The organism is Pseudomonas lini (assembly GCF_001042905.1).
Lineage (GTDB): Bacteria > Pseudomonadota > Gammaproteobacteria > Pseudomonadales > Pseudomonadaceae > Aquipseudomonas > Aquipseudomonas lini.
In genome coordinates this window covers 102,649-128,262 of record NZ_JYLB01000012.1, presented here as the reverse complement: position 1 = coordinate 128,262, position 25,614 = coordinate 102,649, and the positions used below count along the sequence as shown (strand labels likewise).

The window sequence follows — 25,614 nt, the reverse complement described above, 5'->3', positions numbered from 1 at the left end:
GAATCGACCTCTCTGACAAGGTTCAACAATGCACCTATCGAGGGGCAAGCTTCAATCGCTAGGGTCGTTCGGCGAGGCCAGTGCGTCGTTTTTTGACACTCCGGGAAGGCGAATGGGTATTCTCGCGGGCGCTGTGATTTTCACGGCGGGTTTCCAATTCGGCCCAAGGCACTTTTCACGCGCCAGACCGTCTTACGTGCATGCATGTTTACCTATCTTTGAGGTGTGAGTGATGAAAGTCTGGATCTGTGTGCCGTTGATTGCCCTGGCACTCGCCGGTTGTGCCGGTAAAACCGCGTACCGTGACAGCTGCGGTAGCCAGCTCGACGCCGCCTGGCGTGAACTGGACCTGGCCAAGGTCGAGGGCTTTGCCGGAACCGTCAGCTACTCCAAGGCGCTGTCGTTGCTGACCGGTGCCAAGACCCAGCAGCAATTTGAAGCATACGAGGGTTGTACCAAGAAGGCCGAGAAGGCGCGCTTCTACATTCGTGAGTCCCGCGCGGGCCGATAGAAACAGCTACAGTCTGTAAGCAGCAAGCGACAAGTGCGTCGTGCCGGCTTTGGGCTTACTGCTTGAAGCTTGCCACTGTTTACGGAGAAAACCATGATCGATCGGTTGGTGGCTCATGTATTGAGCCTGGACGTTCGTTTGCTGGCCTGTCAGGCACGCTTGAGTGCCCGCACCGACTCTGAAGCGCTGCACGATCTACGCACCACCGTGCGCCGTTTGCGCAGCTTGTTGCGGCCCTTGCGCGGTTTGCCTGGGGTCGAGCAACTGGAAGCGGCGGCATCCCGGGTCGGTGACCTGACCACACCGTTACGCGATCGCGAAGTGCTGGCGGCGTACCTGCTCCAGCACGATCAACCCGAGGCCGCACACCGGCGGATGGCGCGGATGGACGAGGCTTATCCCATTGTGGCGGCGAGCCCGGAAGTGGCGCAGATGCTGATGATCCTCGACGCCTTTCCACGTTTCCTGCGGGCTTCCCAGCGTCAGGGTTTGCTAAAGGGTTTGCGCAAGCGCATCGAAAAACGCCTGGGCAAACAATGGAAAAAACTCGACAAGGCCCTGCATGATCCGGCCCATGACCGCCATCGTTTGCGCCTGCTGATCAAGCGAGTGCGCTATGGCATCGAAGCCTATCCCGAACTGGATCGCTTACCGGAAGCGGCCCTGCCCAACCTGAAATCAGCCCAGTCCGCTCTGGGCGATTGGCACGACAGCTGGCAATGGCTGGAACGCGCCAAAGAAGAGCCCGATTTGCAGCCCTGTATCGCGGTCTGGAAAACCACCTTGGCCAAGGCCGAAGAAAACGCCGACCGCGTCCTCGATAAACTCAGCGCCGCCTGCTTCAAATCCTGAAAACCCACCGCTCCCCGTAGGAGCTGCCGAAGGCTGCGATCTTTTGATCTTTAGCGCCATCATTTGCGCCGAAAATCAAAAGATCGCAGCCTTCGGCAGCTCCTACGGGGTTGTAGTGTTATCCGGCCTATCTGTCAGGCTCTTTGGCCGGAATAAGCGCTGTGTCGACTCTGCAGGCTGGTTAAGATCGCTCCATACATTTTCCTGTCTCTGGGGTTCCCATGCACTTTTCCGATCTGCTCGACGCTGTCCGCAGCCATCCGCAAGAGCTGTCTATTCCGGCCGAATGGGGTCAGGGGCGGGCGAGTTTTGGTGGCCTGATAGCCGCCTTGCAATACGAAGCCATGCGCGCAAAAGTCCCGGCGGATCGTCCGGTGCGTTCGCTGGCAATCACCTTTGTCGGCCCGGTCGAGCCTGATGTGCCAGTCAGTTTTGAAGTCGATGTGCTGCGCGAAGGCAAAGCCGTCAGCCAGGTGCTGGGCCGGGCGATGCAAAAGGGGCAAGTGGTGACGTTGGTCCAGGGCAGCTTCGGCGCCTCGCGACCTTCCGAAGTGGCGGTCACGGCCAACGCTGCGCCTGAGATGAAGCACTGGGACAACTGCCAGGAAATGCCCTATATCAAAGGGGTGACCCCGGAATTCATGCGTCATTTGGCAATGCGCTGGAGCATCGGTGGCCTGCCGTTCACCGGCAACACCTCCCGCGATATGGGAGGTTGGGTGCGCTTGCGTGGAGAAGGGAAGGACGAGGTGGTCAGCGAGGCGCATATTCTGGCGCTGGTCGACGCCTGGCCGCCGTCCTTGTTGTCGCATTTGAAGAAACCGGCGGCAGGCAGCACGCTGACCTGGACCATCGAATTCGTCCAGCCGTTGCTCGCGTTGAGCACGCTGGACTGGTGCAAGTACCTGGTGGAAATCGAGTATGCCGCTGACGGCTACGGGCACGCCGCCGCAAAACTGTGGAGCGAAGACGGTCAGTTGATCGCCATGAGCCGGCAGACAGTAACGATTTTTGCGTGACGGCAATGGCGTTCACGCCAATCGGTGACCGTGATGTTGCAGACCCAGGGCGGCAAGCAGGCTTATGACACCGATCGCGATGCTCGCCAGATCCAGGCTGAACACCCCCGAGACCATCAGTAAAAACGCCACGATGAACAGCGGCACGGCAATCAGGTGCAACACCAGATTGGTCGGGTGCTGGTGATTATGCGGGTACGCTCGCCATTGCCAGGCGGGAAGGTTGGGATGACGTTTGCCCATGATGCATGTCCTTTGATTCGTAGAGGCGCTTGAATAAAGAATAGGCTTGGCGCAAGCCGTCGGCGAATCAAGGCTGGCTATCGGCGCAATAGGTGTGATGGTCAGGATTGATGTTGCTCGGTCTGACGCCTTCGCGGGCAAGCCTCGCTCCTACAGGTATAGCGGCGCCCTTGTAGGAGCGAGGCTTGCCCGCGAAGAGGCCCTCAAAGCTTGAGCTGCCCGATGGCCTTGCTCAATTCCCCTGCCAACATCGCCAGCTCATTGCTGGTAATCGCGGAGTTCACGGTCTGCTGCACGGTGCTTTCGGTCACGTCGCGAATGCTCACCACCGCCCGATTCATCTCTTCCGCCACATGGCTCTGCTGCTCGGCTGCCACCGCGATCTGCGTATTGCTTTCACGCATCTGCGCCACCGCACTGGTGATTTCGGCCAGGGCCACACTGGCTTCCTGAGCCTGCTGCATGCAGTCGTCCGCCTTGAACGAGCTTTCCTGCATGAAGTCCACGGCGTCCCGAGTGCCGGCCTGCAGCGCTGAAACCATGGTGGTGATCTCGTCGGTGGACGCCTGGACGCGTTTGGCCAGGTTACGCACTTCATCGGCGACCACTGCAAAGCCGCGGCCCATTTCACCGGCCCGGGCCGCTTCGATGGCGGCGTTAAGGGCCAGCAGGTTGGTCTGTTCGGCGATGCTGTGGATCACGCTGACCACGCCATTGATCTTCTGGCTGTCCTCGGCCAGACGCTGAATCATCTCGGCCGTTTGCTGCACGCCGGTGGACAAGCCGCCAATCGATTTCTGCACCCGAGTGACCACTGCCTGGCCGCTGCCCGCCAGGGTGTCGGCGGTTTGCGAGAGGTCGCGGGTGGCGCCGGCGTGTTGGGCAATGTGATGGACCGTGGCGGTCATTTCGTTGATCGCCGTAGCGGCCTGATCGGTTTCGCTTTGCTGCCCGAGCATGCCGTGACGCACCTCGTTCATGCTCGAGGCCAGCCGCGCAGCACCGACATCCAGTTGCCGGGCAGTGCTGGCGACGGTGTTGACCACCCGCTGGTAACCGGCCTGCATGGCGTTGAAGGCGCTGGCCATCTGCCCGACTTCATCCTTGCAGGCCAGCGGCACACGGGCTGACAGGTCACCGGTTTTCTCGACGTGGAGCATCACGTCTTTCAAGGTGTTGAGCTGGCTGAGCAGAAAGCGGATCAACAGTTGCGACGCGCCGAGCATCGCCAGCATCAGGATGAACACCGCTACCGCGTAGTGGGTGAAGCGTTCGCCGAACACTTGGCTCAGGCTCGGGCCATAGGCAATCACCGCGGCTTGTTGACCGTCAGGGCGAGTGAATACCTCGGCGCCCATTAATGGGTTCTCACCGAACAGTGGCAGGGTGTTGATTTCGACCCAACCGTTGGTATCGGTCAGCTCCAGCAGCGGTTGTCCGTTCAGTAACGGTGTCTGCCCGCGATTGAAGGTCAGCAGGTGATCGGCCTTGGGCAGCGGCTGCCCGGCAGGCCAGGCATTGAGTAACCGCACCTGGGCCTGGGCCGACACTTGGGCGGCATGGCTTCGGGCCTGTTGCTCAAGTTGCACGGCGTACAGCACCAGCAACAAGGTGGTGACGAAGGCGACGGCGTTGACCGCCCAGAATTTGTATTTCAGCGAGATGTTGCTAAGCCAGGCACCCATGGAGGTCTTCTCTGATAGCGGAAACAGTTTTGGCAAGGTGCCAGCATTGTGCCGCTACTGAGGGAGGCTAAATTTGATGTGGGTCAACAGATTTTGTGCTGTATGAAAAAGATCGCAGCCTTCGGCAGCTCCTACAGGGGAATGCGATCCATGTAGGAGCTGCCGAAGGCTGCGATCTTTTCAGGCGTTACGCTAACCCAGGCAGGCCAAAGAAGGCTCGCGCACAGGCGGTGCTGTGAGCAGCCAAATCTTCCACCGTTTCCCCACGATGCAGCGCCACCTCACGCAACACTTCAGTTAGATACGCGGGTTCGTTGCGACCGTTTTTCGGCTTGGGGCGCAAACTGCGGGGCAGCAGATACGGCGCATCGCTCTCCAGCATCAAGCGCCCGCGTTTAATTTCTTTGACCAACGGATGCAGGTGCGTGCCCCGGCGTTCATCACAGATCCAGCCAGTGATGCCGATGTGCAAATCCAGATCGAGGTAGCTGAACAGCGCCTTTTTTTCACCGGTGAAGCAGTGCACCACGGCAGCCGGCAACTGGTCGCGGTAGTCACGCAGGATCTCCAGCAATCGTTGGCTGGCATCGCGCTCATGCAGGAACACCGGCAATTGCAGCTCGACCGCCATCGCCAGATGTTCTTCGAGGACTTTTTCCTGTTGCGGGCGAGGCGAGAAGTCACGGTTGAAATCGAGGCCGCATTCACCCACGGCCACCACGTTTGGCTCCTTGAGCAAACGGCGCAGACGCTGATCACTGTCGGCGTTCCAGTCGCTGGCCGAGTGTGGGTGAATACCGGCCGTAGCGAACAGCCGCTGAGCGCTTTCGTCCAGTTGCTGGCACAGCTCCAGAGCCTGTTCACTGCCCTCGACGCTGGTCCCGGTGAGCACCAGTTGGCAGACCCCGGCAGCATAGGCACGGTCGAGTACAGCCTGGTGTTTGTCGGCGAAACTGGGGTTGGTCAGGTTGACGCCGATATCGATGAGTTGCATGGTGCTACCTCGGACCAAAGGCCGGAAAGCATATCAGAGCTGTAGATTTATAAGAAAAGCCAAGAACTACAACGAGTTAAAGCTGTCTGTTGAGGCCGCGAGACAGGTTGGGTTGGTAGATTTGCCATCACTGTGCCACTCTCACGCACTTTGCCAGCGCTTCAGGCGCTCTGTTTCTGTCGCTCGACGTCATGAAATCACCCATGAAGTCGACCAGTATTCTTTCCGGAGAGTGGATGACTCGTCCCTCGGTTTTGTTACTGCTGTGTTGTTCGTTGCTGCTGCCAATGCCGGCGGTTGCGCGTCTGGCCGGGCCGTTGCAAGCCGTGCCGGCGGCCAAGGTCCGCGACCTGGCGGAAATTCGCAGCAGCCGCGTGTTGCGGGTGTTGGTCAACCAGAGCCGCAACAGCTCCGGAGAAGTCCAGGGCCAGGCCATCGGCGTCGAATATCACCGCCTGCGCGCTTTCGAACAATACCTCAACGGCCATGCCCGTGACGGCCAGGAAATCACCCTCAAGATCATTCCCAAAGCCAAGGATCAACTGCTCGGCGCGTTACAGCGCGGGGAGGGTGACTTGGTCGCGCCGGGGGAATTACTCGATCCGCAATCGGGCGTCGCGGTCAGTACCAGCCAACCTGTTGACAGCAATGTACCGTTGCTGCTGGTGGGGATCAAAGGCGAACGACGTTACACCCGTCTCGAACAACTCTCGGGTAAAACCCTCGCGCTGCCCACTGGCAGTGCCGCCGGGGATGCGGTTAGTCAGATCAATCAGAAACTCGCGCTGCACAAACTGCCTCCGGTGAAGATCGAGTGGGTCGATCCCAGCCTGGCGGTCGAAGACGTGCTGGAAATGGTTCAGGGCGGGATTTTTCATCTGACGATTGTCGAGCAACCGATTGCCGAACGTTGGGGCAAGATCCTGCCCAAATTGCGCTTCGATCGACAAGTCGTTATCAGCGAGCCAGGCGAGGAGTACTGGTTCGTGCGCCGCGACGCCTCAATGTTGCGTTCGAGCATTGATCGCTTTCTAACTACCTACAAGAAGCCGTCGGACCAGGATGCGGCGTTTTTGCGGATCTATCGACGCTTGTATCAAGTGCACTATCCCTTGGCCAAGGCCGATCGGCAGCGCCTGGAAAAACTTCGACCGGTGTTGCAGAAACACGCTGAAGCCCAAGGCATGGACTGGCTGAACCTGGCGGCGCTGGCCTTCAAGGAGTCGGCGCTGCAGCCCAACGCCAGAAGCGGTAGCGGCCCCACCGGCCTGATGCAAATCACCCCGTCCGCGGCGCAACGGGTTGGCGTCAGTAACATTCAGAACCTCGACGCCAATGTGCAGGCCGGGGCCAAGTACCTGGCGATGATCCGTCGCAAGTTTTTTGCCAGCCCCAAACTCAACGAGCGCGAGCGCATGGCGTTCGTGCTGGCGGCCTACAACATGGGACCGGAGCGGGTTCAAGGCATGCGCACCGAAGCCCGGCGGCGTGGCCTGAATCCTAACCAGTGGTTTTTCCAGGTCGAGCGCATCGCCATGGAGCAGGTGGGAATGGGGGCTGTCAGCTATGTTAATAGCGTGAACAAGTATTACTTGGCGTTCGATCGGGAGCGGGAGTCGTTGGAGCCCCAGGGGCAAAAAGTGGCCTCACGGAAATGATCGACTAATCTGATTGTTATGGTGCGTTTTTTGCGCTTTTAACATGAGTTTTACTGATTAATATAGCGGCCAACCAACACACACTCACAATGGATGACACAGCATGAGCACACTGATCAATAAGGTACTGTCCACCCGCGCCGGTTACGGTCTGACGATTCTGCGGATTGTCGTCGGCATCATTTTCGCGGCCCACGGCTCACAGAAACTCTTCGGGGCATTCGGTGGCTACGGCATTGCCGGCACCGCGCAGTGGATGGAAAGTATCGGCCTGGCGCCGGGTCACCTGATGGCGATTCTAGCCGGTGGTACCGAGTTCTTCGGCGGTCTGGCGTTGATCATCGGTCTGCTGGCACGCCCTGCAGCACTGGGACTGACCTTCGTTTCGCTGGTCGCTATTTTCTCGGTGCACATCAGCAACGGCCTGTTCATGTCCAACAACGGTTATGAATTCGCCCTGGCCTTGCTCGGGGGTAGCCTCGCGGTACTGATCGAAGGTGCAGGCAAACTATCGGTCGACCGCGCCATCACCAACTGACCGTTCTGACTCAACAAAAAGGCCTGCATTGTGCGACGCACTGTGCAGGCCTTTTTTGTTGCGCGTGATTCTTGACACTGTCCGGTCGGCTTCTCTAGGATGCTGCACATGCGCCGATTTAAACAGCTACTTGCGGGGCGCCAGGTGACTCATTCAGTTGCCGATAGAAGCTTGAAACAGGCTTCGAAATACCGCTAAAGCGCTGGTTCGGTGTTGCCTCTCACCTGCCATGCAGACTTTTGAGGCAGAGACACGACCCAATGAATGCATTAAGCCCCGTTATACGTCCCGCGCCGATCACGGCACACCTCACCCAACGCAATCCAAAAATCCTGCTTGGCGGTAAACATCAGCCGACACTTTTGCGTTACCTCGATGGCTGGCCACGTCGTACGGGTGGGCCTGCTGCCTTCCTGATTCAGTTTGTCGATGACGGCGAGTCACTGGCACGGTTTGCCAGCGACAGTTTCGATCTGGCGGTAATTCTGGCCCCCAGCGTCGAGGATGCGCCGGAGGTGATCAGGCAGCTGACTCGCGTGGCTCGCCAAGGGCTGATTACCCGCCGCTGAGGTTCAGCGCGCCGCGGCTCAGAAATACTCGATCGCCACGATATACACGCATTGTTCACCGGTGGGTGTCTGGACTCGTACTTCGGCGTCCAGTGCCTTGCCGATCAAGGCGCGCGCCAGCGGTGAGTCGATACTGATCAGGCCTAGTTTCAGATCCAGCTCATCCGGCCCGACGATGCGATAGCGCGACTCCTTGCCGTCTTCATCTTCAATCGTGACCCACGCGCCAAAGTAAACCTTGTTCGGATCGCTGGGTTTCTCACTGACAACCTTGAGCGCTTCCAGGCGTTTGGTGAGAAAGCGCACGCGACTGTCGATCTCGCGCAGCATCTTTTTGCCGTAGGTGTACTCGGCGTTTTCCGAACGATCGCCCTGCGCCGCCGCTTCGCTGACCGATTGCGTCACTTGCGGTCGGCGCACATGCCAGAGTTCATGAAACTCGGCCCGCATCCGCGCTTCACCTTCGGGGGTGATCAGCGCGGTGCCAGCGGTGCGGGGAGGGCGATAACGGCTCATGGCGACTTCTTGTGGTTGAATACGTGATCAGAGCGCTTGAGTTTATCAACCCTCGCGCAAGACTGTCAGGGGGCTGGCGTTCAAGGCGCGGCGCGTGCCGAACACACCGGCACCGCCGATCAGCACGGCGCCGATCAGTGGCAACACCAACAGCCATGGATGCGGATGCCAGGGCAGGTCGAAGGCGTAGCGGTAAAGCACCATACTCACCAGTTCCGAACCCAGTGCGGCCAACAACCCGCTGACCGCGCCGAGCAGACCGAACTCGATCCGCCGGGCCCGGACCAGCAACTGTCGCTCGGCGCCTAGCGCTCGCAGCAATGCACCTTGGCGGATGCGTTCATCGAGGGTTGCCTGCAAACCGGAGAACAACACCGCCATCCCCGCCGCCAGCACAAACAACAGCACGTATTCCACCGCCAGGGTGACTTGGCCAAGAATGCTGCGCAACTGCGCCAGCAAGGCTTCGACTTGCAGAATGGTCACTGCCGGAAAGCTGCGGGACAGGTCGACAATCTGCTGATCATGACCGGCCGCCAGATAGAAACTGGTCAGGTAGGTCGCCGGCAAGTCCTTCAAGGTGCCGGGCTGGAAGATCATGAAAAAGTTCGGCTGGAAATTGTCCCAGTTGATCTCCCGCAGGCTGGTGACTTTCGCCTCCCGATTAGCCCCGCCGACGGTAAACACCATGTGATCGCCGAGCTTGAGCTTGAGGCTTTCGGCGACTTTGCCTTCCACCGAAACACCGGGTATTTCATCTGCGGGTTGCTGGTCCCACCAGTTGCCGGCGGTGAGTTTGTTGCCCGCTGGCAGGTCGGCCGCCCAAGTCAGGCTCAGGTCGCGTTGAATGGCTCGATCACCAGCCGAATCCTTGCTGACGATGTCCTGTACCGGTTCGCCATTGATGCTGATCAGCCGTCCCGGCACCACGGGGTACAGCGGCGCCGATTGTGCCGACAACTCCATCAGTCGATCGGTAAAGGCTTGCTTGTCCGCCGGCAGAATGTTCAGGGCGAAATAATTCGGGGCATTTTTCGGCAACTGGTTTTGCCAGGTGTCGAGCAACTCGCCACGCAGCAAAGCGATCAATGCCATGGACAGCAGAATCAAGCCGAAGGCCAGGGCTTGACCCGCCGCCGCCAGTGGATGGCGCAGCAGTTGGCCCAACCCGAGGCGCCATGGCAATGAGGCGCGCGCGAGCATCCGGCGCAGGCTCTTCAGTAGTAGCAACAGCAAACCGCCCAGCACCAGTGCCGCGATCACACCGCCGCCGAGCAGGGCGAAGGTCAGCAACAGGTCCAGGCTCAAGCGCCACATGATCAGGCCGAGGGCGCCCAATGCCGCGCCATAAACTATCCAGGTGCTGGACGGAATCGGCAGCATGTCGCGACGCAACACGCGCAGCGGTGGCACTCGACCCAAAGCGGCCAATGGCGGCAGGGCGAAACCGGCGAGCGCGACCAGTCCGGTGCCGATCCCGGCGATGGCCGGGAACAGGCCCCCCGGTGGGACATCGGTCGGCAGTAAATCACGCAGCAGCGCGAACAGCCCGAGCTGCGCCAGCCAGCCGAGCAGGGCGCCGCTGATGCTGGCGAGCAGCCCGAGTACGGTCAGTTGCAGACTGAACAGCACCATGGTTTCCCGACGGGACAGACCCAGGCAGCGCAGCAATGCGCTGGCATCGAATCGGCGCGTGGCGAAGCGTGTCGCCGACAGCGCCACCGCCACACCGGACAGCAGAACCGCCACCAGACTGGCCATGTTCAAGTAGCGTTCAGCCTTGCCCAAGGCGCCGCCGATCTGCCGGTTGCCATCGCGAGCATCCTGGATGCGTTGATTGGCCGCCAGGCCTGGCTTGATCAGCTGCCGATAAGTTTCCAGCGCCGAGGCGTTGCCGCGCCAGAGTTCGCGGTAACTGACCCGGCTGCCGGGTTGCACCACGCCGGTTGCCTCAAGATCGCTGAGGTTGATCAGCACCCGTGGCGTCAGGCTGTAGAAATTGCCGGCGCGATCCGGTTCGTAGGTCAGTACTCGCGCCAGCTTCAGCGTTTTCATGCCGACATCGATACTGTCGCCGATCTTCAAGTCCAGTGCGGTCAGCAGTCGCGCTTCGACCCAGGCTTCGCCGGGTTTCGGACCGCCGCCGGGTTCTTCCGGCGCGAAGGGCGCGGGGGCGCTTTTCAGTTCGCCGCGCAACGGGTAGACGTCGTCGGCGGCTTTGATGCTGGACAGCTGAATGCCGTTGTCGGTGGCGATGACGCTGGAAAACTCCACCACCTGAGCGTGCTCAAGGCCCAGCTCGGTGCCGCTTCTGACCTGTTCGGGCCGAGCCGGTGAGCTGCCTTCGAGTACCAGGTCGGCACCGAGAAACTCGGTGGCGCGCAGCATCATGGCGCCGTTCAGGCGGGCACCGAAGTAACCGATGGCGGTACTTGCCGCCACGGCCACCAGCAAGGCGAAGAACAACACCCGCAACTCACCGGCGCGGGCATCGCGCAACAGTTGGCGGATGGCGAGGCTGAACAGGCGCAACAGCGGCAAGCGTGCCATCAAGGCTCCAGAGGGGCGACCAGCAGGCCGGCTTCAAGGCGGATCAGGCGCCGACAGCGATGTGCCAGGCGTTCGTCGTGGGTCACCAGCACGAGGGTCGTGCCGCTTTCCTGGTTGAGTTCGAATAGCAGATCGCTGATGCGCTCGCCGGTGTGGCTGTCGAGGTTGCCGGTGGGTTCATCGGCGAACAGCACGTCGGGCTCGGCGGCGAACGCCCGGGCAATCGCCACGCGCTGCTGCTCGCCACCGGAAAGCTGACGCGGCGAGTGGGTCAGGCGTTGGCCCAGACCGACTCGTTGCAACAGTTCGGTGGCGCGCTCGCGAGCGTCTTTTCGGCCATCGAGCTCCAGCGGCAGCATGACGTTTTCCAAAGCATTGAGACTGTCGAGCAGCTGGAATGATTGAAAGACAAACCCCACGTGCTCGGCGCGGATGCGCGCGCGTTGGTCCTCATCGAGATTGCTCAGGCCTTGCCCGGCAAGGGTGACTTCGCCGCTGCTCGGCAGGTCGAGGCCGGCGAGCAGGCCGAGGAGGGTAGATTTGCCGGAGCCGGAGGCGCCGACGATGGCCAGGCTATCGCCCTTGTTCAGTTCCAGGCTGAGTTCGTGCAGGATAGTCAGTTCACCTTCCGCGCTCGGAACCACTTTGCTGAGGTTCTTCGCGGTGAGAATGCTTGCGCCCATGGAGAATCCGATGCGAGTGTGGTTTTTGAGTGCTGGCCTGGCCTTGATGTGCATGGCCCAGAACGCAGCGGCGGGTACAGTCCTGATCGTTGGCGATAGTATCAGCGCCGGTTTCGGCCTGGATACCCGCTTGGGGTGGGTGTCATTGCTCGAGCAACGGCTCAAGCGCGAAGGTTTCGACGATAAAGTGGTCAATGCATCCATCAGCGGCGACACCAGTGCCGGAGGCCGGGCGCGCCTGCCCGCGCTGCTTGCAGAGCATAAGCCTGCGCTGGTTATCCTCGAATTGGGGGGCAACGATGGGTTGCGCGGAATGCTGCCAACACAATTGCAACAAAATCTTGCGTCGATGATCGACAGCTCCCGCGCCAGTGGTGCCAAGGTATTGCTACTGGGCATGCAACTGCCACCCAACTACGGTGTGCGTTACACCCAGGCCTTTGCCGAGGCTTACACCAAGGTGGCCGATGAGAAAAAGATCCCGCTGGTGCCGTTTTTTCTCGACGGTGTGGGCGGTCATCCGGACCTGATGCAAGGCGACGGCCTGCACCCGGCTGCGGCGGCTCAGGACAAGTTGCTGGAAAATGTCTGGCCGACACTGAAACCGCTGCTTTGACGCTTTTCTAGCGGCGGTGTTTCGGCTAAGGTGGCGCCCCCGATTTGGAGCCCCCGATGCCGCGTCCTGCCTGGTCCCTTTTTGCCTACCAACTGATCGAGCCTGACGAACAGCTGGATCTGTTCGCCTGCCAGGAAGTGCGGGTGCATCTGGTGACCCGTCAGCTGGAGTTGGGCGGCTCGGTGGATCGAACCTTGTGCGGCAGCCTGTTGCCGGCGCAACCGCGCTGGTCGAGCGTCGACCGTACCGTGTTCCAGGACCAGCGCCTGTGCTCGTTGTGCCGGGCCATCCTGGAATCGCAAAAACGCGGCACTTCGCCGATCTGGCCCGAGTTGCGGTTCGAGCTTTAGGGCCCTGTGGGGCGAGGGAGCTTCCTGTGGCGAGGGGGCTTGCCCCCGTTGGGTTGCGAAGCGACCCCTAAATCCGCTCAACGCGGTTCCGCAGTCAGAACGCGTTTACCGGTTTTACGACTGCTGCGCAGCCGAACGGGGGCAAGCCCCCTCGCCACAGGCAAGCCCCTCACCGCAGCCCCCCAACCGCAGGTCTTTACGTCTCCCCGAAATAACGGAAGGCGGTGTACAATTCCATTTTTATACCCTTGTCGATCATGCGAAGGATTTTCCGGATGTTGCCGCGCTTTCCCGCCGTCACCCGCTGCCTGTCTCTTGCCGCCCTCTGTGTCGCGGGTCCGGTAGCAGCATTGGAGCTACCCCTGCCACCACCCGGTGAAGACATCATCGGCCAGGTGCAAGTGATCAAGGCCAAGTACGAAGATACCTTCGCCGACCTTGGCACCACCTACGATCTGGGCTATTCGGAAATGGTCGCCGCCAACCCTGGTGTTGATCCATGGTTGCCGGGCGCAGGTACCGAAGTGGTACTGCCGACGCGCTTCATCCTGCCGCCGGGTCCCCGTGAAGGCATCGTCATCAACCTGGCTGAATACCGTCTTTACTATTTCCCGAAAGGCCGGAACGTGGTGTACACCTTCCCGCTGGGTATCGGCCGTGAAGGCTGGGGCTCGCCGATTGCCCACACCAGCATCATCGCCAAGACGCCGAACCCGACCTGGACCCCTCCAGCGTCGATCAAGGCCGAGCACGCCGCCGATGGCGATCCACTGCCGAATGTGGTGCCAGCCGGCCCGGACAACCCGCTGGGGCCGTTCAAGTTCACGCTGGGCACTCCGGGCTACCTGATTCACGGTTCGAACAAGAAGTTCGGTATCGGCATGCGCACCAGCCACGGTTGCTTCCGCATGTTCAACAACAACGTACTGGAAATGGCCAGCATGGTGCCGGTCGGGACGTCTGTGCGGATCATCAACGACCCGTACAAGTTCGGCCTCAGTGCCGGCAAGGTTTATCTGGAAGCGCACACGCCGCTGGACGATCTGGGCAACCCTTCGGTGGTCGACAAGCACACCGCAGTGATCAATGCGATGCTCAAGCGTGAGGACATCACCAACAACTTGCGCATGAACTGGGATGTAGTGCGTGACGTGGTCGCCGCTGAAGATGGCCTGCCGGTGGAAATCGCGGTACCGGGTACCTCGGCACCGATGGTCACGAGTGCACCGATCGACCTGCAGCAGTAACGCGTTAAAGCAACCCGCCGATGCAGGCCGCATCGGCGGGTTTTTTATGGCCTGCAGAAAGTGCGGGCAATAAAAAAGCCGACCCAAAAAATGGGTCGGCTTGATAACAATCCCGAAGGACTATTACTTGCGGCTAGCTTTTTCCAGCATGCGCAGAGCACGCTCGTTAGCTTCGTCAGCAGTCTGTTGTGCTTTTTGAGCAGCAGCCAGAGCTTCATCAGCTTTACGGTAAGCTTCGTCTGCACGAGCCTGGGAGCGAGCTGCTGCGTCTTCAGTAGCAGTCAGACGTGCTTCGGTTTCTTTCGATACGCTGCTGCAACCGGTAGCCAGAACTGCGGCCAGAGCCAGAGCAGAGAATTTCAGAACGTTGTTCATCGTGTTCCCCTTCAAGGACTTTCTATTAAGTAGCTGTCTCCTCAGAGTGAGGAAATAGCCGGCGTACATACTACCCATTACTTGTAGTAAGTAAACTGACGTAGAGCAAGAAGCAAAAAAAATTGTAGGCGTTGATTCTTTTTCGAGCAACTTTTAACTGCATTGTATAAAAAATATCCAGCTGCGAGGCCCGAACTGAGCGAGCCGCCGAAGAAAAGTTCCCCACCTCGGCAGCTGTTTTTCAGTCTCGACTAAAGTCTGTCTAGATGGAATCGTCCACACTTTTGTTCGGATTTTGCGCAGCGGCTCTCATATCTTTATCCATGTTGAGGTGACTTAAACAAAGGGCGCTCGTCTTAAGTCTCAATATCCGGCAATGTTCAGGCCTGGCCCGGGAATATCCCGGTCGGGCCGCCCCTGCATTACCCCAAGCAGCCCCCGCCTGCCAGCATGACGAGCGTCCCTTGAGCATTTCTGCCAATGGTGCCTACTATTTGATACGTGCTCGGTTGCGCGAGATGGGTGTTGCTCTCGGTGTCCATTCAGGCACGGGGTGGCGTAGATGTTCCTTCGCCGGAAAAACATCGGTAAGGTAGGGGTCAGAATTAAAGACCCGCGAGGAGTAGTGATGAGCGAGGCGTTGTCCATCCACCATGACCAGGCTGGTCATCAGTTCGAGACCACTGTGGACGGTTATCGTGCCTACCTGACCTATATGGATCTGGGAAAACAGACCCTGGATATTTATCGCACCTTTGTGCCCAACGCGCTGCGTGGTCGCGGCATCGCGGCGGCGTTGACCGAGCAGGCACTGCAATACGCCGAGGAAATGGGCTACACGGTCATTCCATCGTGTTCCTACGTGGAGCGCTACATGGAACGCCACCAGCGGCATGCCGCCAAGCTGTGAACAAAGCGAACGCATAAAAAAACGCCAGGTTTGAACCTGGCGTTTTTTTATGCGTGAAACGAAACGGCGATCAGCTGCGATTGCGTTTGGGCAGCACATCCTTGAGCTTGGCGTGCATGCTGCGCAAGGTGTTCTCGGTAGCGGTCCAGTCGATGCAGGCATCGGTGATTGACACGCCGTATTGCAGGTCGGCGAGGTCTTTCGGGATCGCCTGGCAGCCCCAGTTCAGGTGACTTTCGACCATCAGGCCGATGATCGACTGGTTGCCTTCGAGGATCTGGTTGGCGACGTTCTCCATCACCAGCGGTTGCAGGGCCGGGTCCTTGTTGGAGTTGGCGTGGCTGCAATCGACCATGATGTTCGGCTTGATCTTCGCTTTGTTCAGCGCTTGCTCGCAGAGCGCGACGCTGACCGAATCGTAGTTCGGTTTGCCGTTACCGCCGCGCAACACGACGTGACCGTAGGCGTTGCCCTTGGTGGTGACGATCGACACGCCACCTTCCTGGTTAATGCCCAGGAAACGGTGCGGGCTGGAAACCGATTGCAAGGCGTTGATGGCCACTGTCAGGCCGCCATCGGTGCCGTTCTTGAAGCCGACGGCCGAGGACAGGCCGGAAGCCATTTCACGGTGAGTCTGGGATTCGGTGGTGCGTGCGCCGATCGCCGACCAGCTGATCAGGTCCTGCAAGTATTGCGGGGAGATCGGGTCGAGGGCTTCGGTCGCGGTCGGCAGGCCCATTTCGGCCAGGTCCAGCAGCAACTGACGACCGATGTGCAAGCCATCCTGAATCTTGAACGAGTCGTCCAGGTACGGGTCGTTGATCAAGCCTTTCCAGCCGACGGTGGTGCGTGGCTTCTCGAAATACACGCGCATGACCAGATACAAGGTATCGGACACTTCCGCCGCGAGCACTTTCAGACGCTCGGCGTATTCGTGGGCAGCCTTGATGTCATGGATCGAGCACGGCCCGATCACGACGAACAGGCGGTGGTCGGTACCATCAAGAATGTTGCGAATGACTTCGCGGCCCTTGGTGACGGTGCGCAGGGCAGCGTCGCTCAGAGGAATATCACGCTTGAGCTGATCGGGAGTGATCAGGGTCTCGTTGGAAGCGACGTTAAGGTCGTTGATCGGTAAATCAGCCATCGTTTACTCGTCAGGTCACGGGTGCCGGCCGCCAGCGAACCCGCGCGGCGGAGCACAGCAAATTTAAGCGCGTCGGGGAGCTGAACCTTAGCGCGTTACACCGTGGCTCGACAATGGGCAGACACCGGTTTAGGGGGCAGAACGTCCCTTAAACCGGCACAGGCTATGCAAATGCCTTGCGAACCGTGTCGTGGGAGAACTCGTCGGCGTGTTGCTGGACCCATTCGAGAGCGAGGGCCTGAATATCCTGCAGGTCGTCGTGTGCGTCATGCTGGCGGCGGTAACGTTCGATCTGACACACCTGTTCGCCCATCCTGGCACTGAATAGCATCTGTTCGTCAACAAAGGCGATGCCGACCAGATAGCCGCGCTTGCGTCGCAGGCACCAAGCCACATAGCCCAGAAAACACAAGTCCGGGTTCAGGGTCGGCATGCGTACTTCCAGCGCCGTACCGTGGCGCCACGCGCGGTGGTAATTGCAAGCCATGCCACCGAGGCTGATAGTGTGCAGCTGTTGTCGCGAAATACACTCATGTTTGAACAACGTTAATTCGACGGGCACATCGTCAGGATGAGGAAGATAACGTCTCATGAACACGGACTCCCTGTGTCGGCCATATGACATCGTTTCTCCCAGTATAGTGGTCGAATCGGAACTGACTGATTTTGACGCCGACCAACGGTTGCTGGCGATGAGCGGCATTTCCCTGGTGATCTTTACCAGCGTCGGCTGCGCCAGTTGCCGTTTTGCCCGTGAGCAATTGCCCGTGCTCGATCTGGCGGTCGATCGACTGTGCTGGATTGATGCGGGGAACAACGGTGGCGTGGTCGAGCGTTATCGGGTCTTTCATTTGCCGGCGCTGTTTGTGGTGCGCGACGGTGAATTCTTTGGGGCACTACAGTCGCGTCTGACCCGCACAGCGCTCAACGAAGCTGTGAGTCAGGCGTTGAGTCGACAAGCAGAGGAGTTGCCATGACAGACACAGTGGCCAAACCGACAATCGGCATCATCGGGACCGGCGCAATCGGTGGTTTCTACGGGCTGATGCTGGCGCGTGCCGGCTTCGATGTGCACTTTTTGTTGCGCAGTGAGTTTTCAGCGGTGGCCGAACGCGGCTTGCATCTTGACCATGCGTCGTTGGGCCCGCTGACCCTGAACCCGGTCCAGGCCTATTCGTCGGCTGCCGACATGCCGCCGTGTGACTGGCTATTGGTGGGCGCCAAGACCACCAGTAATGCGGACCTGGCACCGGCCATTATTCAAGCCGCGGCACCTGATGCCAAAGTGCTGTTGCTGCAAAATGGCCTGGACGTCGAAGACAGTCTGCGCGTGTTGCTCCCCGATTCGCTGCATCTGCTCGGCGGGCTCTGTCTGATCTGCGTCCATCGCGCCGGCCCAGGGGTCATTACCCATCAGGCGCTCGGGGCCGTGAACGTCGGCTACCACAGTGGTCCCGTCGCCGATGAACAGGCGCGCATGAATATCGTCGAGGAGGGCGCCGGTCTGTTTCGCGTCGCCGGCATCGACTCCCAGGCCATGCCGAATCTGCATCAGGCGCGCTGGCAGAAACTGGTCTGGAATATCCCCTACAACGGCCTGTCGGTTCTGCTTGGGGCCAGCACCACGCCGTTGATGACGGATACCGACAGCCGCGCGCTGGTTCAGGCATTGATGGCCGAAGTGGTTCAGGGGGCCAAGGCCTGTGGTCACGACATGCCGCCGGGTTACGCCGATTATCTGTTCATGATGACCGAGAAAATGCCCGATTATTGGCCGAGCATGTACCACGACTTCCTGCACAAGCGGCCGCTGGAACTGGATGCCATCTACACTCGGCCACTGGCAGCGGCGAAAGCGGCGGGATGTGAGTTGCCGCGAATTGAAGCCTTGTATCGCAGCTTGAGTTTTATCGACCGACGTAATCACTGAGTCGGTCAACAGGAGAGGGAAGGGCATGGCCAATGGCATAGACGACAAACTGGTGTTGGCGATTTCTTCGCGAGCGCTGTTCGATTTGAGCGAGAGCCATAAGGTTTATCTGTCGAGCGGCGTCGAGGCCTATCGGCAATACCAGATCGAACACGAAGACGAAATTCTCGAGCCCGGCGATGCGTTCCCATTAGTCGAAAAACTCCTGAACCTGAACGCCAGTCTCGGCCGTGCCCGGGTCGAGGTGATCCTGGTGTCGCGCAACAGCGCCGACACCGGCCTGCGGGTGTTCAATTCGATTCATCACTATGGCTTGGCGATCTCACGTGCGGCATTTGTCGGCGGGCGCAGCCCTTATCCGTACCTCAAGGCCTTTGGCTGCGACCTGTTTCTTTCGACCCATTCCGACGATGTGCGCAGTGCGCTGGATGCGGGTTTCGCCGCAGCGACTATTCTATCGGGCGGTGCCAGTCGCGCCGCCAGTGATGAATTGCGCATTGCTTTCGACGGTGACGCGGTGCTGTTTTCCGATGAGTCGGAGCGGGTCTATCAGTCGGGAGGCCTGGCGGCGTTTCAGGCCAGCGAGCGTGAGGCCGCCCGCGAGCCTTTGCGCGGCGGGCCGTTCAAAGGCTTCCTCGCGGCGCTCAACCTTTTGCAGCGCGAGTTCCCCGATGATGCGTGTCCGATCCGCACCGCGCTGGTGACCGCGCGCTCGGCGCCGGCCCATGAACGGGTGATCCGCACCTTGCGTGAATGGGACATCCGTCTGGACGAATCGCTGTTTCTTGGCGGGCTGACCAAATCAGCTTTTCTCGAAGCCTTTGCCGCCGACGTATTTTTCGACGATCAGGCCGGCCATTGCGAGCTGGCCCGCGAAGTGGTCGCCACCGGTCACGTGCCGCATGGCATCAGTAACGAGCCGTCGATTTAAAGCGCCACGGTTCAATACGTTGCGCCGAACGCCGCTCTCGCCACGGCACTGCTAAGCTGAATCAATCTCCGCCATGTTGGCATTAAAGGAGGTCACTATGATTCATTCGATGCTGTATGCCACCGACCTCGGTCTGTATGCACCTTTTGTGATGCAGCATGCGTTGGCACTGGCTCGAACATTCAATGCCGACTTGTATGTGGTGCACGCGGTTGAGCCGATGGGGTTGTTCGCCGAATCGGTGCTTCAGAGTTACCTCGATGAGCAGGCCCTGAACGAGTTTCACAGTCAGGGGCTGAATACGGTGATTGCCAATATCGAGCAGCGGGTGCTCGACAGCTTTCGCGAAGAACTGGGGGATGAGGGGGAGCAGGACCTGGAACGGATTCGGGCAGTGCGGGTGCTGCAGGGCGATCCGTCGCAGGTGATTCTCGACCAGGCGCAGAAACTCTCCGTCGATTTGCTGATCGTAGGGAGTCACAGTCATGGCGCTGGCGCGGAAACGCCATTGGGTCGAACCGCTGCGCGCGTGTTGCAACTGTCCAGGGTGCCGGTCTATTTGGTGCCGCTGATGGAACGTCGCCGCAAAGGGGATCGCTAGGACACGAATAATGGCATTTTGATAAAAAAGTTCTAGATTTATTAATCAAACCATTAATATAGTTATATACCGTCGCTGATGCCCGTGGCGTCTACCTGCTTTGAGGGATTCATATGAAGCTCCAACAATTGCGCTACATCTGGGAAGTGGCGCACCACGACCTCAACGTTTCAGCTACAGCCCAAAGCCTCTACACCTCGCAACCGGGCATCAGCAAACAGATTCGTCTGCTGGAAGACGAATTGGGGGTCGAGGTTTTCGCGCGCAGCGGCAAGCACTTGACCCGGGTGACCCCGGCCGGCGAGCGCATCATCACCACCGCTGGTGAGATCCTGCGCAAAGTTGAAAGCATCAAGCAGATCGCCCAGGAATTCTCCAACGAGAAAAAAGGCACCCTGTCGATCGCCACCACGCACACTCAGGCCCGTTACGCGTTGCCACCGGTGATCAGCAATTTCATCAAGCAATACCCGGACGTTGCCCTGCACATGCACCAGGGTTCGCCGATGCAGATCGCCGAGATGGCTGCTGACGGCACCGTCGATTTCGCCATCGCCACCGAAGCCCTGGAACTGTTCGGCGACCTGGTGATGATGCCGTGCTACCGCTGGAACCGCTGCGTGGTCGTGCCTCAGGGCCACCCGCTGACCAAGCTGTCGAAGCTGACTCTCGAAGCGTTGGCCGAATACCCGATCGTGACGTACGTGTTCGGTTTCACCGGTCGTTCGAAACTCGACGAAGCCTTCAGTCATCGCGGCCTGACACCGAAAGTTGTATTCACCGCCGCCGACGCCGACGTGATCAAGACTTACGTTCGTCTGGGCCTGGGCGTGGGTATCGTGGCGAAAATGGCGGTCGACACCAAGCTCGATAGCGACCTGGTGGTGCTCGATGCCAGCGAGTTGTTCGAATCCAGCATTACCAAAATCGGTTTCCGTCGCGGCACGTTCCTGCGTGGTTTCATGTGCGACTTCATCGAGAAATTCGCGCCGCACCTGACCCGCGAAGTCATGGCCAAGGCCATCCAGTGCCACAACAAACAGGAACTGGAAGAGCTGTTCGACGGCGTCGAACTACCCGTGCATTAATCGTTTTTTCTAAATCACCTCGGTGACAGAAAATTGTTGCCGAGCGCCCGCCACCAAAATCTCCACTTCATCCCCTTCGAACTTGCCCAGCAGGCTTTTGCCGAGTGGCGAGCGAGGGGTGATGACGGTAATCAGTTGCCCCACCAGATCAATCTTCAACCCGGCCGCGTCAGGGGCCAGGAACAGCCATTGTTCGCGACCTTTTTCGTCTTCCAGACCGAGCAGGGCACCGACTTCGATACCGCGCTGATCATCATAAGGCCGCAGTGTCAGGTTCTGGCAAAGGGTCAATGACTGCCTGATTTCTTCCACTCGTCTGGCCTGTCCTGCCGCCAGGTAAGACGCCTCCAGCCCCAACGTGTCGTACTTGTTTTCGGCTATGTTTTCTTCGTGGGTCGCGGTTTCGTAAGCGGTTTGCGCGGCTCGTTCGGCGATGTCGAGATCGATCCGCAGCTTGTCGATAATCAGTTGGTGGACGGTCGGCTTGTGCATAGAGAGCTTCATGATCAATCGCAGAATTGCAGGACGTTGGCGCGACTTTTTTCGCTCGGCGCAGTTTGATTCTGCTGCAGCCAGAACTGGCATTTTGGATTGGACAGATTGTGTTTGCTGCTTCTGGCCTGTTCCACCATTTGCTGTTGTTCATTCCTGCGCAGGTGGTCCTCGTACTGTTCGAACATCGGGTTCTGCGGGGCAGGTTGGGCAGGTTGCTCAATCGGCTTGGCCAGTTGTTCCACCGCCTGGGCCAAGGGCGCCAATTGCTCGTTGAACAACAGGCGCCAGGCGAGCCAGCAAGTCAGTGCGATCGCGATGAATCCCAGCCACAAACCGAGGGCAATACTGCCGGTCAGTTGCAGCGCATTAAACTGAATCGGCAAGGGACGACGCGGGTTGGGACGGTAGGGCATTACTGCCTCCTGGCGGGTGGTCGCGGGCAAGTGGCGATTGTCGCATGAAGATTAATCGCCGTCGGCTCTTCTGCGCGGGGTAATTTATGCGGACAATCGGCGCCTTTGCCAACGGGAGCCTGGAATGCCTGAAATGCCTCAAGTGAAAAACCGCTGGCGCTGGGATATTTTTTGCACCGTGGTCGACAACTTCGGCGACATCGGTGTGACCTGGCGTCTGGCCCGACAGCTGGTGGCCGAACATGGCGCGACGGTGCGCTTGTGGGTCGATGACCTGCGGGCCTTTGAGCGTTTGTGTCCGCAAATTGATATCAACGCTGCGCAGCAATGGCAGCAGGGCGTCGAGGTGCGACAGTGGTCGGCCGACTGGCAACCCACTGAAGCCGCTGATGTCGTCATCGCCGCATTCGCCTGCCAGTTGCCGAGTGCCTACATGGAGGCTATGGCCGAACGGGAAAAACCGCCGCTGTGGATGAACCTCGATTATCTGAGTGCTGAAGACTGGGTCGTCGGCTGCCACGGCTTGCCCTCGGTGAAGTACAAGAACGTGCAGAAGTTCTTTTTCTTCCCGGGCTTTCGCAAGGGCACCGGTGGCTTGCTGCGTGAAAGCGGATTGCTGGAGCGGCGTCGGCAGTTTCAGCAAAGCCCGCAAGCTCAGCGAGAATTCCTGCAAGGCTTGGGAATTGATCGCGCGCCGAATGCATTACTGATCTCGTTGTTTGCCTACGAAAATACCGGACTGGCCAGTTGGCTGGACACGATGGCGGCCGACTCGACGCCGACTCATCTGCTGGTACCCGAAGGCCGGATTCTCGGCGACGTCGAACGTTGGCTCGGGGTGGATGGGCTGAAGGCCGGGGTGGTGCATGTGCGCGACGCCTTGACTGTGCAAGTGCTGCCGTTCGTCCGACAGGATCAATATGACCTGCTGCTGTGGAGCTGCGATTTCAACGCCGTGCGCGGTGAAGACTCCTTTGTCCGCGCTCAATGGGCAGGTCGTCCGCTGCTCTGGCACATCTATCGGCAGGACGAAGATATCCATCTGGACAAGCTCGATGCTTTCCTGACCCTGTACACCCAAGGCCTGTCCGAGCCTGCCCGCGAGGCGATCAGCGGTCTATGGCGGGCATGGAATGCAGGTGAGACAATGACTGATCACTGGAAATCAACCCGCAAACATTGGCCTGAACTGGAAAAACATGCCGAGACATGGTGTCTGGAACAAGCCTTGCAGGCAGATCTTGCCGCAGCGCTGGTACAGTTTTACCTAAATTGGATATGATACGCGGCCTAGATTTTTGTAAATCCCATCCAAATTCGGATATTCGCAATGAAAACTGGTAAAGAACTGAAACCCGGTACCGTGATCCGTCTCGAAAACGATCCTTGGCTGGTTCAGAAAGCTGAATTCACCAAGTCGGGTCGTAACAGCGCGATCATGAAGACCAAGCTGAAAAACCTGCTGACCGGTTACAAGACCGAGATCGTTTACAGCGCCGACGACAAGCTGGACGACGTAATCCTCGACCGCAAAGAAGCGACCCTGTCCTTCATCAGCGGCGACACCTACACGTTCATGGACACCACCGACTACACCATGTACGAGCTGAACGCTGAAGACATCGAAGCCGTTCTGCCTTTCGTTGAAGAAGGCATGACCGATGTTTGCGAAGCGATCTTCTTCGAAGAGCGTCTGGTTTCCGTAGAACTGCCGACCACCATCGTGCGTCAGGTTGACTACACCGAAGGTTCCGCTCGCGGTGACACTTCCGGCAAGGTGATGAAGCCTGCCAAACTGAAGAACGGTACCGAACTGTCGGTTGCTGACTTCATCGAAATCGGCGACATGATCGAGATCGATACCCGCGAAGGCGGTTCCTACAAAGGCCGTGCTAAATAAGCACAGCTTCAGGAATGAAAAAGCCCGACCATTGAGTCGGGCTTTTTTGTGGCCGATGCCCCCATCCTGTAGGAGCGAGGCTTGCCCGCGAAGGCGGTTTATCATCCGACAGTGTTGTCGGCTGACAGTACGCTTTCGCGGGCAAGCCTCGCTCCTACAAGTGGTCGTTATTTCAGGTGTTGCTTGAGCTCTTCAGACGCCTGCAACATCGCCGAGCGCACCGCGGGCACCTGGCTCACTACGTTGAGCAAACCGTAATCGTGGATCATGCCGTTGTAGCGAACTGCCGTGACCGGTACACCCGCCTCGTCGAGTTTGCGGGCGTAGGCTTCACCCTCATCGCGCAGTACATCGGCGCTAGCCGTCTGCACCAGCGCGGGTGGCAAGCCCTTGAGTTGCGCGGTAGTGGCCCGTAGCGGTGAGGCGTAGATTTCGTTCCGCTGTTTGGCATCGGTGGTGTAGTTGTCCCAGAACCACTTCATCATGTTTTTGGTGAGGAAGTGCCCCTCGGCGAACTGGTTGTAGGACGCCGTCTCGAAGCTGGCGTCAGTCACCGGCCACAACAACACCTGGAATTTGATCGCCGGCGTGCCTTTGTCTTTGGCCATCAGCGCAACCACGGCCGCCATGTTGCCACCGACGCTGTTACCGGCCACGGCCAGACGTTTGCCGTCGACGTTGATCTCTTTACCGTGCTCGGCCACCCACTTCGTCGCGGCGTAGGCCTGGTTGATCGCCACCGGATAACGCGCTTCCGGCGACGGTGTGTAATTGACGAATACCGCTGCCGCGCCCGAACCCGTTACCAAGTCGCGAACCAGCCGTTCGTGGGTCGGGAAGTCCCCCAGCACCCAACCACCACCGTGGAAGAACATGAACACCGGCAGCTCGCCTTTGACCCCGGCCGGCCGAACGATGGTCAGGCTGATCGGTTGGCCGTCGACCTGGATGGTCTTCTCGCTGACGTCGGCTTTGGGCAGCGTCAGTTTCACCCCGGCCTGCGCACCCACCAACACCGCGCGGGCATCGGCAGGAGTGAGCTGTTCCAGCGGTTTGCCGGTGCCGGCATTCAGTACATCGAGGAACGCCTGGGTGTTGTGTTCAACCCCATTGCCTGCGAATGCACTGCTGATGGACAGGGCGAGAAGGGTACCGGTCAAGACTTTGCTGAAAGTGTTCATATTCATTTCCTGTTCGACCTTGGAGTCAGCGGTTAGACGGTTACGTGCAGGCGCACATCGACGTTGCCACGGGTGGCGTTGGAGTACGGGCAAACCTGGTGGGCAGCTTCGACCATGCTTTGTGCATCAGCTTGCTCAAGACCCGGCAGGCTGATGTGCAGGTCGATGTCCAGACCGAAACCGCCAGGGATCTGGCCGATGCCGACATGGGCGGTGATCGACGCGTCGTCCGGGATTTTGCGTTTGGTCTGGCTGGCGACGAATTTCAGTGCGCCGATGAAGCAGGCGGAGTAGCCGGCTGCGAACAGTTGTTCAGGGTTGGTTGCGGCGCCGCCAGCACCACCGAGTTCTTTCGGGGTGGCGAGTTTGACGTCGAGAACGTTGTCGCTGGAGATCGCACGACCGTCACGGCCGCCGGTGGAGGTTGCGATTGCGGTGTAGAGAGTTTGCATGGTGTGAGCCTCGTTCGGATTTGGATGTTTTGCGCTAAATATTTGCGCGCTAAGTAAGTGCGAGGTGAATGTAGCTCGCAAGCATTTAGCGCGCAAGATAAATTTTCGAAAAAATTTGTTTTGAGTCGTCATTCAGCAATTCGATTGGGGAGGATAAGCT

29 protein-coding genes and 1 pseudogene are annotated in these 25,614 nt (G+C 59.2%); 17 read left to right on the top strand and 13 right to left on the bottom strand.

Features of this window, described 5'->3' with window-relative positions:
* Nucleotides 1-232 precede the first annotated feature (232 nt).
* From TU81_RS27550 to TU81_RS27540, 3 genes are all read left to right on the top strand, one after another.
* Nucleotides 233-511: a hypothetical protein gene (locus TU81_RS27550; protein ID WP_008071677.1), complete on the top strand. Its 279-nt coding sequence runs from the start codon at nucleotides 233-235 to the stop codon at nucleotides 509-511.
* Nucleotides 512-604: 93 nt separating this feature from the next.
* Nucleotides 605-1,363 (top strand): CHAD domain-containing protein, encoded by a 759-nt coding sequence (locus TU81_RS27545; RefSeq protein WP_038982192.1) that lies wholly within the window; start codon nucleotides 605-607, stop codon nucleotides 1,361-1,363.
* Between the two features lie 221 nt (nucleotides 1,364-1,584).
* Complete coding sequence (locus TU81_RS27540) at nucleotides 1,585-2,382, top strand: acyl-CoA thioesterase (RefSeq protein ID WP_038982193.1); 798 nt, start codon at nucleotides 1,585-1,587, stop codon at nucleotides 2,380-2,382.
* 18 nt (nucleotides 2,383-2,400) lie between these two features.
* Here the strand turns inward: TU81_RS27540 and TU81_RS27535 are convergent.
* The 3 genes and pseudogenes from TU81_RS27535 to TU81_RS27525 form a co-directional block, all read right to left on the bottom strand.
* Nucleotides 2,401-2,625, bottom strand: a pseudogene (locus TU81_RS27535) (Mpo1-like protein); the annotation flags it as partial.
* Between the two features lie 203 nt (nucleotides 2,626-2,828).
* A complete protein-coding gene (locus TU81_RS27530) occupies nucleotides 2,829-4,310 on the bottom strand; it encodes a methyl-accepting chemotaxis protein (RefSeq protein WP_048397600.1) in 1,482 nt (493 codons plus the stop codon).
* Nucleotides 4,311-4,497: 187 nt separating this feature from the next.
* A complete protein-coding gene (locus tag TU81_RS27525) occupies nucleotides 4,498-5,304 on the bottom strand; it encodes a TatD family hydrolase (protein WP_048397598.1) in 807 nt (268 codons plus the stop codon).
* A gap of 236 nt (nucleotides 5,305-5,540) precedes the next feature.
* Between TU81_RS27525 and TU81_RS27520 the strand changes: the two genes are divergently transcribed.
* From TU81_RS27520 to TU81_RS27510, 3 genes are all read left to right on the top strand, one after another.
* On the top strand, nucleotides 5,541-6,962 hold the full coding sequence (locus tag TU81_RS27520) for an MltF family protein (RefSeq protein WP_038982196.1): 1,422 nt from the start codon (nucleotides 5,541-5,543) through the stop codon (nucleotides 6,960-6,962).
* A 103-nt stretch (nucleotides 6,963-7,065) separates the two neighbouring features.
* On the top strand, nucleotides 7,066-7,500 hold the full coding sequence (locus tag TU81_RS27515; protein ID WP_038982197.1) for a DoxX family protein: 435 nt from the start codon (nucleotides 7,066-7,068) through the stop codon (nucleotides 7,498-7,500).
* A gap of 260 nt (nucleotides 7,501-7,760) precedes the next feature.
* Complete coding sequence (locus TU81_RS27510; protein WP_038982198.1) at nucleotides 7,761-8,069, top strand: hypothetical protein; 309 nt, start codon at nucleotides 7,761-7,763, stop codon at nucleotides 8,067-8,069.
* An 18-nt stretch (nucleotides 8,070-8,087) separates the two neighbouring features.
* Here TU81_RS27510 and greB read toward each other — a convergent pair whose 3' ends face one another.
* The 3 genes from greB to TU81_RS27495 are packed head-to-tail and all read right to left on the bottom strand — an operon-like array spanning nucleotide 8,088 to nucleotide 11,818.
* On the bottom strand, nucleotides 8,088-8,585 hold the full coding sequence (gene greB / locus TU81_RS27505; RefSeq protein WP_038982199.1) for a transcription elongation factor GreB: 498 nt from the start codon (nucleotides 8,583-8,585) through the stop codon (nucleotides 8,088-8,090).
* Between the two features lie 45 nt (nucleotides 8,586-8,630).
* Nucleotides 8,631-11,135: an ABC transporter permease gene (locus tag TU81_RS27500; RefSeq protein ID WP_038982200.1), complete on the bottom strand. Its 2,505-nt coding sequence runs from the start codon at nucleotides 11,133-11,135 to the stop codon at nucleotides 8,631-8,633.
* Nucleotides 11,135-11,818, bottom strand: a complete 684-nt coding sequence (locus tag TU81_RS27495) for an ABC transporter ATP-binding protein (RefSeq protein WP_007899869.1) — start codon at nucleotides 11,816-11,818, stop codon at nucleotides 11,135-11,137. The genes TU81_RS27500 and TU81_RS27495 overlap by 1 nt, the downstream gene beginning before the upstream one ends.
* A 10-nt stretch (nucleotides 11,819-11,828) precedes the next feature.
* On the opposite strand from TU81_RS27495, the gene TU81_RS27490 reads away from it, so the two are divergent.
* The 3 genes from TU81_RS27490 to TU81_RS27480 all read left to right on the top strand — a co-directional run bounded on the left by TU81_RS27490 (nucleotide 11,829) and on the right by TU81_RS27480 (nucleotide 14,031).
* The gene (locus TU81_RS27490) at nucleotides 11,829-12,434 is read left to right on the top strand and encodes an arylesterase (RefSeq protein ID WP_038982201.1); all 606 of its coding nucleotides are present in this window, start codon (nucleotides 11,829-11,831) and stop codon (nucleotides 12,432-12,434) included.
* A 56-nt stretch (nucleotides 12,435-12,490) separates the two neighbouring features.
* Nucleotides 12,491-12,784 (top strand): hypothetical protein, encoded by a 294-nt coding sequence (locus TU81_RS27485; protein WP_008075246.1) that lies wholly within the window; start codon nucleotides 12,491-12,493, stop codon nucleotides 12,782-12,784.
* Nucleotides 12,785-13,059: 275 nt separating this feature from the next.
* On the top strand, nucleotides 13,060-14,031 hold the full coding sequence (locus TU81_RS27480; protein ID WP_038982202.1) for a L,D-transpeptidase family protein: 972 nt from the start codon (nucleotides 13,060-13,062) through the stop codon (nucleotides 14,029-14,031).
* Nucleotides 14,032-14,154: 123 nt separating this feature from the next.
* Here the strand turns inward: TU81_RS27480 and oprI are convergent, their stop codons facing one another.
* Nucleotides 14,155-14,406, bottom strand: a complete 252-nt coding sequence (oprI, locus tag TU81_RS27475) for an outer membrane lipoprotei OprI (RefSeq protein ID WP_003172710.1) — start codon at nucleotides 14,404-14,406, stop codon at nucleotides 14,155-14,157.
* A gap of 628 nt (nucleotides 14,407-15,034) precedes the next feature.
* Between oprI and TU81_RS27470 the strand changes: the two genes are divergently transcribed.
* Nucleotides 15,035-15,316: a GNAT family N-acetyltransferase gene (locus tag TU81_RS27470; RefSeq protein ID WP_030132333.1), complete on the top strand. Its 282-nt coding sequence runs from the start codon at nucleotides 15,035-15,037 to the stop codon at nucleotides 15,314-15,316.
* Nucleotides 15,317-15,386: 70 nt separating this feature from the next.
* On the opposite strand, the gene TU81_RS27465 is transcribed toward TU81_RS27470, so the two are convergent.
* Nucleotides 15,387-16,463 (bottom strand): 3-deoxy-7-phosphoheptulonate synthase, encoded by a 1,077-nt coding sequence (locus tag TU81_RS27465; protein WP_038982203.1) that lies wholly within the window; start codon nucleotides 16,461-16,463, stop codon nucleotides 15,387-15,389.
* A gap of 163 nt (nucleotides 16,464-16,626) precedes the next feature.
* Nucleotides 16,627-17,055, bottom strand: coding sequence for a PilZ domain-containing protein (locus TU81_RS27460; protein ID WP_038982204.1), 429 nt, complete (start codon nucleotides 17,053-17,055; stop codon nucleotides 16,627-16,629).
* Here TU81_RS27460 and TU81_RS27455 point away from each other — a divergent pair.
* The 5 genes from TU81_RS27455 (at nucleotide 17,054) to cysB (ending at nucleotide 21,013) form a co-directional block, all read left to right on the top strand.
* Nucleotides 17,054-17,440, top strand: a complete 387-nt coding sequence (locus TU81_RS27455) for a thioredoxin family protein (protein WP_048397596.1) — start codon at nucleotides 17,054-17,056, stop codon at nucleotides 17,438-17,440. The two genes, TU81_RS27460 and TU81_RS27455, sit on opposite strands and share 2 nt — an antisense overlap.
* Complete coding sequence (locus TU81_RS27450; protein WP_048397595.1) at nucleotides 17,437-18,393, top strand: putative 2-dehydropantoate 2-reductase; 957 nt, start codon at nucleotides 17,437-17,439, stop codon at nucleotides 18,391-18,393. Before TU81_RS27455 ends, TU81_RS27450 begins: the two co-directional genes overlap by 4 nt.
* Before the next feature lie 25 nt (nucleotides 18,394-18,418).
* Nucleotides 18,419-19,324 carry a 5'-nucleotidase gene (locus tag TU81_RS27445; protein WP_008075703.1) on the top strand — a complete coding sequence of 302 codons (906 nt, stop codon included), beginning with the start codon at nucleotides 18,419-18,421 and terminating at the stop codon, nucleotides 19,322-19,324.
* A gap of 97 nt (nucleotides 19,325-19,421) precedes the next feature.
* Nucleotides 19,422-19,925 (top strand): universal stress protein, encoded by a 504-nt coding sequence (locus TU81_RS27440; RefSeq protein WP_007899922.1) that lies wholly within the window; start codon nucleotides 19,422-19,424, stop codon nucleotides 19,923-19,925.
* Nucleotides 19,926-20,038: 113 nt separating this feature from the next.
* Nucleotides 20,039-21,013 carry an HTH-type transcriptional regulator CysB gene (gene cysB, locus TU81_RS27435; protein WP_007899921.1) on the top strand — a complete coding sequence of 325 codons (975 nt, stop codon included), beginning with the start codon at nucleotides 20,039-20,041 and terminating at the stop codon, nucleotides 21,011-21,013.
* Between the two features lie 9 nt (nucleotides 21,014-21,022).
* Here cysB and TU81_RS27430 read toward each other — a convergent pair whose 3' ends face one another.
* Together TU81_RS27430 and TU81_RS27425 are read right to left on the bottom strand one after the other, a co-directional pair.
* Complete coding sequence (locus tag TU81_RS27430; RefSeq protein ID WP_048397593.1) at nucleotides 21,023-21,505, bottom strand: GreA/GreB family elongation factor; 483 nt, start codon at nucleotides 21,503-21,505, stop codon at nucleotides 21,023-21,025.
* 14 nt (nucleotides 21,506-21,519) lie between these two features.
* Complete coding sequence (locus TU81_RS27425; protein WP_048397592.1) at nucleotides 21,520-21,921, bottom strand: hypothetical protein; 402 nt, start codon at nucleotides 21,919-21,921, stop codon at nucleotides 21,520-21,522.
* A gap of 124 nt (nucleotides 21,922-22,045) precedes the next feature.
* Here TU81_RS27425 and earP point away from each other — a divergent pair, with 124 nt between their 5' ends.
* Together earP and TU81_RS27415 are read left to right on the top strand one after the other, a co-directional pair.
* The gene (gene earP, locus TU81_RS27420) at nucleotides 22,046-23,203 is read left to right on the top strand and encodes an elongation factor P maturation arginine rhamnosyltransferase EarP (RefSeq protein ID WP_048397590.1); all 1,158 of its coding nucleotides are present in this window, start codon (nucleotides 22,046-22,048) and stop codon (nucleotides 23,201-23,203) included.
* 48 nt (nucleotides 23,204-23,251) lie between these two features.
* Nucleotides 23,252-23,821 carry an elongation factor P gene (locus tag TU81_RS27415; RefSeq protein ID WP_007943632.1) on the top strand — a complete coding sequence of 190 codons (570 nt, stop codon included), beginning with the start codon at nucleotides 23,252-23,254 and terminating at the stop codon, nucleotides 23,819-23,821.
* Between the two features lie 167 nt (nucleotides 23,822-23,988).
* Here TU81_RS27415 and TU81_RS27410 read toward each other — a convergent pair whose 3' ends face one another.
* Entirely contained in the window at nucleotides 23,989-25,002 is a 1,014-nt protein-coding gene (locus TU81_RS27410; protein ID WP_038982210.1) for an alpha/beta hydrolase, read from the bottom strand.
* A gap of 32 nt (nucleotides 25,003-25,034) precedes the next feature.
* Entirely contained in the window at nucleotides 25,035-25,454 is a 420-nt protein-coding gene (locus TU81_RS27405) for an organic hydroperoxide resistance protein (protein ID WP_048397588.1), read from the bottom strand.
* Between the last annotated feature and the right edge of the window lie 160 nt (nucleotides 25,455-25,614).